At 57.1% G+C, this 471-nt stretch carries 1 pseudogene; it reads left to right on the top strand.

The window, feature by feature from the left end:
• Positions 1 to 471 (top strand): annotated as a pseudogene (locus EN804_RS38415) (hypothetical protein); the annotation flags it as partial.

Here is a 471-nt window from a genome sequence, read left to right as displayed (position 1 = left end):
TTTGATTTCGTTGTGGAACTTGATGTCGAACGAGACCAACTCCAAAGGCTGTCATCGGGGCTTTCCGAACGGCCCGCTGGCCCTGTCGATTTGTTCATCGGCTACCGGTTCTACGGTAATGCGTCTCACGGCCCGCTTATCGACAGACTCGAGACCGCAGTAGCGATCAATATCAGCCGCGTGCTGGGCGTGGCCATGGTTCACGGCAGAGACCAGACGCTGGAGCAGTTATCGCAAAGCGCGATCTGCGACGCCACTGATATTGGCTATAACGTGTTGGCTGGAGGTATTGCAAGCTTCTCCTTCGTCGGCCCCAACGATGGCTTCGCAATCGAAAACGCTCCCATCCTCGGTGTCTTCGCCGTGGAAGCGCCCCGTTGGATTTCATGGGCCCTGGGTGATCTTTCGGTGAAGGTTCTCGTCGGCCTTGTCATGCTCCTGCCTTACGGCGCGCTGATGAACACGCTGAAG

This window comes from Mesorhizobium sp. M8A.F.Ca.ET.161.01.1.1 (genome assembly GCF_004792105.1).
GTDB lineage: Bacteria > Pseudomonadota > Alphaproteobacteria > Rhizobiales > Rhizobiaceae > Mesorhizobium.
This window is presented reverse-complemented; position numbering and strand designations above follow the sequence as displayed.